Annotated in this window: 5 protein-coding genes; 2 read left to right on the forward strand and 3 right to left on the reverse strand. The window is 67.9% G+C overall.

What is annotated here, in order from left to right:
* Positions 1-317: 317 nt before the first annotated feature.
* From ACP7A5_RS17415 to ACP7A5_RS17425, 3 genes are read right to left on the reverse strand one after another with little or no spacing between them, the layout of a single operon-like run.
* Positions 318-1,646 (reverse strand): alpha/beta hydrolase family protein, encoded by a 1,329-nt coding sequence (locus tag ACP7A5_RS17415; RefSeq protein WP_426043084.1) that lies wholly within the window; start codon positions 1,644-1,646, stop codon positions 318-320.
* 22 nt (positions 1,647-1,668) lie between these two features.
* Positions 1,669-4,821 (reverse strand): TonB-dependent receptor domain-containing protein, encoded by a 3,153-nt coding sequence (locus tag ACP7A5_RS17420; protein WP_426043085.1) that lies wholly within the window; start codon positions 4,819-4,821, stop codon positions 1,669-1,671.
* 44 nt (positions 4,822-4,865) lie between these two features.
* The gene (locus ACP7A5_RS17425) at positions 4,866-6,224 is read right to left on the reverse strand and encodes a dicarboxylate/amino acid:cation symporter (RefSeq protein ID WP_426043086.1); all 1,359 of its coding nucleotides are present in this window, start codon (positions 6,222-6,224) and stop codon (positions 4,866-4,868) included.
* Positions 6,225-6,440: 216 nt separating this feature from the next.
* Between ACP7A5_RS17425 and ACP7A5_RS17430 the strand changes: the two genes are divergently transcribed.
* Together ACP7A5_RS17430 and ACP7A5_RS17435 are read left to right on the forward strand one after the other, a co-directional pair.
* Complete coding sequence (locus tag ACP7A5_RS17430) at positions 6,441-8,285, forward strand: sensor histidine kinase (RefSeq protein ID WP_426043087.1); 1,845 nt, start codon at positions 6,441-6,443, stop codon at positions 8,283-8,285.
* The coding region (locus ACP7A5_RS17435) for a sigma-54-dependent transcriptional regulator (protein ID WP_426043088.1) at positions 8,282-9,636 on the forward strand (1,355 nt) is incomplete at its 3' end. The genes ACP7A5_RS17430 and ACP7A5_RS17435, both read left to right, overlap by 4 nt.

The raw sequence follows: 9,636 nt of genomic DNA on the forward strand, positions 1-9,636 counted from the left end.
CGCTTACGATCGGTCGGGCTCAGATGCACGGTGACGCCTGTACGCATCCCGCAGACTCGCACGACGCCACGCCCCGGGGAATCCCACCTCAGACTCTTATGTCCCGATCATTCCACTAGCGACCCCTCTCCCCTTGCGGGAGGGGGAGATCGCGCACGACGGCGAAGCCGTCGTTCTTGCGCGGTCAGGTGAGGGGTGACTCATGAAGTCGAAAAGTCCGCGTTAAACCAACCCTCACCGGTAAGGCCCGGAGTCACCCCTCATCCGACCTCGCTTCGCTCGGCCACCTTCTCCCGCAAGGGGAGAAGGGAAGTCGTCTAGTTCGGAAGCGTCGGCACGAAGTCCGGGTCGATCAGGCAGGGTTGACCGTAGGTCTCCGCCCGTGACTGACACGCTTCCACGACATCCTGCGCATCCGGCTTCTCGCCCGTATCCAGCCAGCGGGTCATGGCGATCAGCAGGCCGGCGTACTGGGGGAGACTGAGCTGGCTGTGCAGGGCCTCGGTGGTGAAGACCTGGCTCAGCAGGTTCGACCGCCCGGCCCCGGCGACCGTCTGCGCATAGATCGCCTCGTGCTCCACGAAGACCGTTGGGTCGTAACGGGCGTGCAGCGTCAGGGTGGGCAGGACGATGGCGCCGGTCAGGTCGGCGTCATAGGCCAGGGCCGCGACAGCCGCCGGATCGGCCTCGAACCGCTCGACGCCCTGGTTCAGGGCCACATCGTTGTCCGAGCCCTGATAGGTCGTTCCTGCGTTGGAGAACGGATTGCCGCCATCCAGCCGTTCCCAGACCATGTCCTGGAACAGGTTGGTGCCCCAGGCGAGGTGGGAGACCAGACTGTCCGCCGTGACGCCCACCACCGACAGGATGTTCCTCAGCGCGTCGGCCTGGGCGCGGGTGCGGGCCTCGGGGGCGAGGCTGAGGCCGGTGCAATCCTCGACCCGGGCGGCGATGTCGGCGCGGGGCATGGCGGCGCCCTCGGGCAGACCCTGCCAGAGCGGGTATTGCGTCTCGGTCGGGCGCGGGTGGTTGCGGCAGTAGAACTGGTAGATGGCGCGCAGGTCGGCCCGGAACGCGTAGCCGCGCGTGCCGCCGGCCAGCAGGCCGCTGGTCAGGATGACGCCGTCATAGTTGCGCTCGCCGTCGGCCGAGACAGCATAGAGCTCCGCCGCCTTGGCCGCGACATTGCCGCCCCAGGACTGGCCGTGAAGCAGGGTGCGCTTCGGCTTGCCGAAGGCGTCCCAGACGATCTGGCGCAGATCGTCGGTATCGCGCGCGGCCATGCGCACGCCATAGCCGCCCCGGCGATAGGTCGAGCCGGCCCAGGCGTAGCCCTCGTTGACCATGACGGAGAAGCGTTCGAGATCCTCGACCGGGTCGTTGCGCAGGGGCTCGGCCGTGCGCGGGCCGCCATGGGCGTGGACGATCAGGGTTCCGTTCCAGTCGCGTGGCCGGGCGATCCAGAACCAGGCTCCGTCCGGCGACCGACCCGAGGAACAGGTGGTCCCCTCAGGCAGGCTGGCCGGGCACTCGGCCGGCTCCGGTGCGATGGCCTGGGCCGAGGCGGGCAGAACGCCCGCCCCTATCCAGCTCAGGCCCGCGATGGCTCCTGTCAAAAGGAGGGGGGTCGAAAACACAGAACCCATCGTCCCCATCCGTCGCAATCGCCTAGAACTCCTTGGCCATCGACACGTACCAGTAGCGACCATAGGGGCGATACAGCGAGCCGAGGTAGCCCGAGGACGACAGCGGCGGACGTTCGTTGGTGATGTTGCGGGCGCCGAAGCGGATGCGGCTGTTGGAGGCGAAGCCGCTGTTTTCCTCCCACTCGTACTGGCCATAAAGGTTGCCGGTCACCTGGCTGTCGACCTCCCAGGCGTTGCCGGTGGCGTCCAGCAGGTTCGTATCGTTCACCGCCGAGATATACTGGGTGAAGGCGCCGACCTGCCACGGACCCTGGCTCCAGGTCACCGAACCCGACAGCTTCCATTCCGGGCGGCCATTCTGGGCCAGGAGGTTGCTGGAGTCGGGCAGCGGCGTGGCGGCGTTGATGGTCCCGGCGGCGCGCGCGGCATACAGGGCGTCCACCGCCGGACCTGCTTCACGACCGAACTTGATCAGCTTGGCGGCGTCGATATTGACCCGGAAGCTGCCGAGCGGGGTGTTTCTCAGACGCCAGTTGAACCCGATGTCCATGCCCTCGACATCCTGCGGCAGCAGGTTGACGAACCGGTCGCTGATCGAGGTGATCACACCCGCCGGCGTCAGGCCCGTACCGGCGAACAGGGCGATGTCGTCGGCGTTGACCGGCGCGCGCGTGACGAGAGGGTTCGAACGACCCTGGACGCGCTCGGCGTAGTCGAGGACCACCGCGTTCGCACCGCCGAACAGGCCGACGATCTTCTCCTGCTGGATGCGCCAGCGGTCGACCGTGAAGGTGAAGTCACCCCACTCCGCCGGAATGAACTGGGGCTGGAAGACGACGCCGTAGGACTGGTTCTGGCTCTCTTCCGGCTCGAGGTCCGGGTTGCCGGAGACCAGCAGAGAGGCGCCGATGGAACGCGAACAGGCGCCGAAGGTGGCGATCCGGCGGGCCCGCAGATCCGCCTCGCAGCGGATGTAGTCGGGGTTGGTCGACAGGCGGCCGTAGGTGGCGGTGTTTACCTGTTCCAGGTTCGGGGCGCGGAAACCTTCCGAGTAGGAACCCCGGATCCGCAGGCCGTCGACGATGTCCCAGGCGGCCGCGACCTTGGGCTTGGCGACGTCGCCGAAGTCCGAATAGTGCTCGGCCCGGCCGGCGATCTGGAACTCCAGATTATGCACCAGCGGGATGTTCATTTCCGGCGAGACGACCGGGATCGCGAGTTCGACATAGGCCGAGGTCACTGAACGCTCGCCATGGGTGTCGGGGTTCTGGCTGACGGCGATGACGTTCGACAGGGTGACCGCGCCGGTGACCGTGTCGCGGAACGGGTTGGAGCCGTCCAGGTTGGAATCGCGGTCGTCGTTCTGGGTCTCCTTGCGCGCCTCGAAGCCGAAGGCCACGCCGACGTCGCCGGCCGGCAGGCTGAACAGGTGGGAGCGCGAGACCTTGAAGTCGTACATCGTCAGGGTCGTGCGGCTCTCGCGCTTCAGGGTGAAGCTGATGGCGTCGATCGCGGCCTGGGAGCTGGGCGAGCAGTCGCCGTAACTGGTCTGGGCGATGCAACCGCCGCTGAACGGGTTGTAGGCGTCGGGCGTCGACAGGGCGAGCGAGGCCTGCAGCGCTTGGGTGTTCACGGCGAGGGATTCATCGGTCGCCTGCGCTTCCGAATAGACCAGGGCGGTTTCCCAGTCCCATCCGCGCCATTCGCCGCGCAGGCCGCCGAGGGCGCGGGCCTGATAGTTGGTGACGTTGACCTTCTGATAGCCGGCGTCGACGAAGCGGTACTGGTTCAGGGTGATGGCCAGGCCGGTGACCGGGACATTGGTCAGGCCCGAGATCCGGTTCGGGTTCACCTGGCCGTTGGCGAAGGTCACCGGGCCGAACGGGTTCCAGTAGTTGGTCGTCGGGATGGTGAGGGTGTTCAGATTGATCACCGGCGGCTGAATCCGCTGGGTGTCGGCCGTATAGTAGCCCAGCTCGCCGAAGGCGGTGACGCTGTCGTTGATGTCGTAGTGGCCCTGCAGGAAGACGTTGAGACGCTGGGTGTCGGGCAGGATGGTGGTGCCGGGCGCGGTGTCGAAGCGCAGGTCGCGCTGGACGCCGTTGAAGTTCAGGGCGCCGGAGCCCAGGCAGATGTTGGCGTCATTGGCATTGGGAACCAGACAGCCCGTCAGGGTCGTCGGCTGGATGTGGAAGGCGCCGGCGGCTGTGGTCAGGGACGTCGTGCCGCGACGGATCGCCGTGGTCGCCCCGACGACCGCGAAGTTGCCCCAGGCGCCGCGCGTGTTGCGGAAGTCCGGCGTCAGGCTGGAGGCGAAGGCCTCATTCCCCGCGAACAGAAAGCGCAGGTTGTCGGTCGCCGTGTACTCCTGGTCCTCGGCGCGGAGGGCCGCACGGTCCGTGTAGTCGATGTAGGCCGAGATATTGCCACGATCGAAGTCCTTGCCGGCAAAGACGCCGAGATTGAACTCCTTCAGGTGGGTGCTCTCGGCACCGCCGTACTGGGCGCTCATCTTCAGCCCGTCGAAGTCGTCCTGGAGCACGGTGTTGACCACCCCGGCCACGGCGTCGGCGCCGTAGATGGCGGCCGCGCCGTCCAGCAGGACCTCCAGACGCTCAAGGCCGGTCACCGGAATGGCATTGGAGTTGTAGGAGAGCACCGGCACCGTTCCGGTGTCCGAGGTGCCTTGGCTGGTCGGGTGCTGCACGATGCGGCGGCCGTTCAGCAGGACGAGGGTGTTGCCGACGCCCAGCGAGCGCAGGTTGACCGAGTTGACGTCGCCACGCGCCGCGTTCGAGGTCTGGGGGTTGTTGGCCGCCGAGAACAGCACGTCGCCCATCTGGGGGATGGACCGCAGCAGGTCGTCGCCGTTGACGGCGCCGGTGGCCAGGATCTGTTCCTCGCTCAGCACCGTGACCGGCAGGGCGGCGGTGACGTCCGCGCCCCGGATCTGGGAGCCGACGACGACGATGTCATCGACCGACGAGGCGTCGTCACCGTTCTGCTCCGCCTGGTCGGAGATCGACTGGGCGGCCTGAGACAGCTGGGTCGACGAGGGCACGGGGGCGGGGGTCTGCGGGGCTTGGGTCTGCGTCTCGGACCAGGCGGCGGGCGCCAGGCTCAGAAGGGCGGCTGCGGCGGTGGTCGCCAGCATCGCGGTCCTATTGGTGTTCATGTTCATCCTCCCAAAGTCTTTTTTGTTTTCAGGCACGTGAAAAGTCAGTCGCGGGCGATGACGAGGTCGTCGCCCGGTCCGGCGGCCGGATCGGGTTGGGCGGCCAGCGGTCGCGGAGAGCCGTCGAGGGCCTCGCGCAGGGCGTCGCGGTCCAGTTCGCCCTCCCAGCGCGCCACCACGAGGGTCGCCACGGCGTTGCCGATGAAGTTGGTCAGAGCCCGGCACTCGCTCATGAAGCGGTCGATGCCGAGGATCAGCGCCATGCCGGCGATCGGCACCGTCGGGACGACGGCCAGGGTCGCGGCCAGGGTGATGAAGCCGGCCCCCGTGATTCCGGCCGCCCCCTTGGACGACAGCATGGCCACCAGCAGCAGCAGGACCTGCTGCTCCAGGGTCAGATCGATATTCAGCGCTTGGGCGATGAACAGGGCGGCCATGGTCATATAGATGTTGGTGCCGTCCAGATTGAACGAATAGCCGGTGGGCACGACCAGGCCGACGACCGACTTGGACGCCCCGGCGCGCTCCATCTTCTGCAGCAGGCTGGGCAGGGCCGCCTCGGAGGAGGAGGTGCCGAGCACGAGCAGCAACTCTTCCTTCAGATAGCGGATCAGCTTGAAGATCGAGAAGCCGTTGGCGATCCCGACCGCGCCCAGCACCCCGATCACGAAGATGGCGGCGGTCAGGTAGAAGGTGGCGACCAGGGCGATCAAGTTGGCGATCGTCCCGATGCCATAGGCGCCGATGGTGAAGGCGAAGGCTCCGAACGCCCCGATCGGCGCCGCCTTCATCACGATGGCCACCAGCTTGAAGAAGGCCGCGCTGACCGATTCCAGGAAGGTCAGGACCGGCTTGCCGAGGTCGCCGACCGACGCCAGCGCGATGCCGAACAGGACCGAGACGAACAGGACCTGAAGGATATTGCCGGTGGAGAAGGCGCTGGCGAAGGTGTCGGGGATGACGCCCAGCAGGAAGCCGATGATGGTCGTCTCGTGCGCGGCGGTCGAATACTGGGCCACCGCCCCGGCATCCAGCGTGGCGGGATCGATGTTCAGACCGCGACCGGGCTGGACGACATTGCCGACGACCAGGCCGACGATCAGGGCCAGGGTCGAGAAGACGAGGAAGTAGGCGAAGGCCTTGGCCGCGACCCGGCCGACCCGGCCGAGGTCCCGCATGCCGGCGATGCCGGTGACGATGGTCAGGAAGATCACCGGGGCGATGACCATCTTCACCAGCTTGATGAAGGCGTCCCCCAGCGGCTTCAGGCTCTCGCCGAACGCCGGGAAGAAATGTCCGATCAGCCCGCCGAGCAGGATCGCGCCCAGAACCTGGACGTACAGGTGGCGATACCATGCGCGAGGCGCGCCGGACGCGTGACCTGGATCGCTCGTGAGCTGCATCCGTCCCCCCCTGCGACCGTGGTCGCGCTGTTTCCCCACGGTCTGACGCCGTGTCCCAAGGCCCCAGTCTGGCCGCAATCCAGATCAGGACCAAACCCGCATTGTGCGCATTCAAGCCACTGTTTCATATGCATTTCTTTAGCCGTCATCTGAATTTTGGCCGAAAACCCAGCCATTGATATGGTCTTTCTGTGCGGAATTCCGCATGCTCGCCAAATGACGGCGTCCCCGCTCGATCGACTCGGCAGTCTCGTTTCCACCCGGTCCTCCCGGCCGTGGCTGGTCCTGCTGCTGTGCTGGCTGGTCGCTTGCGGACTGGCCATGACCGCCGCCGGAGAACTGGCCCGCCGCGACGCCCAGGCGGACCTTGCCCGTCAGGCTGACGCCGCCGCCGTCCTCCACGCCGCCGTCCTGCGCAGCGAACTGGAGAAGCACCGCTCCCTCCCCGTTGTCCTGTCGCAGGACCCCGAGGTGGTCGGCCTCGTTGCCGGCCCGGGGCGCCAGGCCGCCGACGTCGTCAGCGCCAAGCTGGAAGCCCTCGCCGCCCAGACCCGCGCCTCCGCCATCTATGTGCTCGACCGGAACGGCGTCGCCCGCGCCGCCAGCAACTGGCGCGAGCCCACCAGTTTCGTCGGCTCGGACTACGCCTTCCGGCCGTACTTCAAAGGCGCAATGCAGAACGGGGCGGCGGAGTTCTTCGCCCTCGGCACGGTCAGCGGACGCCCCGGCCTCTACCTCGCCCGCCGGATCGGAACCGCGGCTGCGCCGATCGGCATCGTCGTGGTCAAGGTCGAGTTCGACGCTCTGGAAGCCGACTGGCGCGGCTCCGGCGAGCCTGCCTATGTCACGGATTCCCGCGGCGTCGTCCTGGTCACCAGCGTGCCGGAATGGCGGTTCCGCCGTAGTCGCGACCTGACCGCCGCCGAGCGCAAGGAGATCCTGGCCGACCAGACCCTGAGCGGCCAGGCGCTGGCGCCTCTGCCGTTCGACAGCGAGGCGACGGGCACGCATCGGATCGTACGCGCCGCCGTAGGCGGACCGTCGGCGGAGTGGATTCTCGCCCACACCGGGACGGACACGCCCGGCTGGACCCTGCATCTGCTGGATCCGATCGGCGGCGCCATTGTCGCCAACGTCATGAGCGCCCGGGCCGTCGCAGGGCTCCTGATCACCCTGCTCGCCGGCGGGGCAGGCGTTCTGCTGCGCCGGCGCCAACAGGCCATGGCGCGCGCCGAGACCGAGGAACGCGCCCGCGCCGAGCTCGAGCGCCGGATCGATGAGCGCACCCTTGAGCTCCGTGCCGCCAACGGCCAGCTGAACCGCGAGATCGACGAGCGCCGTCGCGCCGAGGCCAGCCGCGAAGTGCTGCGTGAGGAACTGGTCCAGGCCAACAAACTGGCTACCCTCGGCCAGATCGCCGCCGGCGTGGCCCACGAGATCAACCAACCGGTCGCCGCCATCCGCACCCATGCCGATACGGCTAGCGCCTATCTTGATCGCGACGACCCCGAGTCCGCGCGTCGCAGCCTGGGTCGCGTGGCCGAACTGACCGGCCGCATCGGCGCCATCACCGACGAACTGCGCGCCTTCTCGCGCAAGAGCACGCAAGGGATCTCCTCCGTCTCGCCCGCCGCCGCCATCGACGGCGCACTCCTGCTGATCGGCGGGCGGCTGCGCGAAGGCGGCGTCGAGCTGGTCCGGACCGGCTCGGGCAATCTTCAGGTTCAGGCCGAGCCGATCCGGCTGGAGCAGGTCATCGTCAACCTGGCCCAGAACGCCTTCGAGGCCATGACCGACGCCGGAACGCCCGAACCCAGACTGACCATCGACGTCGCCCGCAAGGGGCGTCGCGTCGAGATCGTCATCAGCGACAACGGGCCCGGCGTCGATCCAGCCATCGCGGCGGCGCTGTTCACCCCCTTCGTCACGACCAAGGCGGCAGGACTGGGCCTCGGCCTCGTCATCTGCCGCGACATCGTGGCCGGCTTCGGCGGCGAACTCAGCCTGCGTCCGGGCAAGTCCGGCGCCCGGTTCGTGATAGCCCTGAAGGCCGCCGCGTGAACTTCTCCCGCCCTCGCTGCGTCACCCTGATCGACGACGACGATGACTTCCGCAGCGCCCTGCTGGAGCGGCTTCAGCTTGAGGATCTGGAGGTGCAGGCCTTTGCCTCGGCCGAGGCCGCGTTGAAGGTGCTGGGCGCCGACTATCCCGGCGTCGTCGTCTCCGACCTGCGCATGCCCGGGATGGATGGTCGCGGCCTGCTGGCGCGGCTTCAGGCGCTCGACGAGGGATTGCCGGTCGTGATGATCACCGGCCACGGCGACATCGCCGACGCGGTCGATGCCCTGCGCAACGGCGCCTACGACTTCGTGGCCAAGCCGTTCGACTTCGGCCGGCTGTCCGACAGCCTCAACCGGGCGCTGGAGAAGCGCGGACTGGTGCTCGACAACCGCGCCCTGGCGGCGGAGGTCGGTCGCGCGACCCCGGACCTGCCCTTGCTGGGGTCAAGCCCGGCGATCGCCCGCCTGCGCACAGTCATCGAACAAGTCGCGGACGCCGGAATGGATGTCTTGATTGAGGGCGAGACCGGCGTGGGCAAAGAGGTCGTCGCCCGCGCCCTGCACAACAGCGGCCGCCGGCGCGTCCATCCCTTCGTGCCGATCAACTGCGGCGCCCTGCCCGCCGGCCTGATCGAGAGCGAGATGTTCGGCCATGAGCCGGGCGCCTTTCCGGGCGCCGTCAAACGCCGCGTCGGCCTGATCGAACAAAGCCACCGCGGCACGCTGTTTCTCGACGAAATCGAGAGCATGCCGATGTCCGCCCAGGTGGCCCTTCTTCGGGTCGTGGAACAACGTGAGATTCAGCCTCTGGGCGCGTCAGGCCCGCGCCAGCTGGACCTGCGGATTCTCGCGTCGTCCAAGGTGGACCTGAAGCGCGCGGTCGAGCGCGGTCAGTTCCGCGAAGATCTGTACTACCGTCTCAACGTCCTGAAGCTGCGGGTGCCGCCGCTGCGGGAGCGGCGCGAGGACGTGCCCCTGTTGTTCGCGCATTTTCTGGCGCGGGCCTCCGGCGATCGCCTGCGGACGCCTCCGCCGATGAGCACCGCCGTCCGGCGCACCCTGATCGAGCATGACTGGCCGGGCAATGTGCGGGAGCTGGCGCATTTCGCCGACCGGGTCGCGCTGGATATCGACCCACCAGCCGCTTTCGGCTCGACCGAAGACGCGGGGGCCGGCCTGGTCGACCGGCTGGAACGGTTCGAGAAGGCGGTGCTGGAGGAGGCGTTGCATCGCCACGCGGGCGACATCGTCGCCATGACCGACGCCCTGCGGATTCCCCGCAAGACCCTCTACGACAAGTTCCGGCGTCACGGCCTGCGTCCGGGCGATTTCCGCGCGCGAGATGAGCGTGG

Source organism: Brevundimonas sp. TWP2-3-4b1, assembly GCF_049897665.1.
GTDB classification, from domain to species: Bacteria; Pseudomonadota; Alphaproteobacteria; order Caulobacterales; family Caulobacteraceae; genus Brevundimonas; species Brevundimonas subvibrioides_B.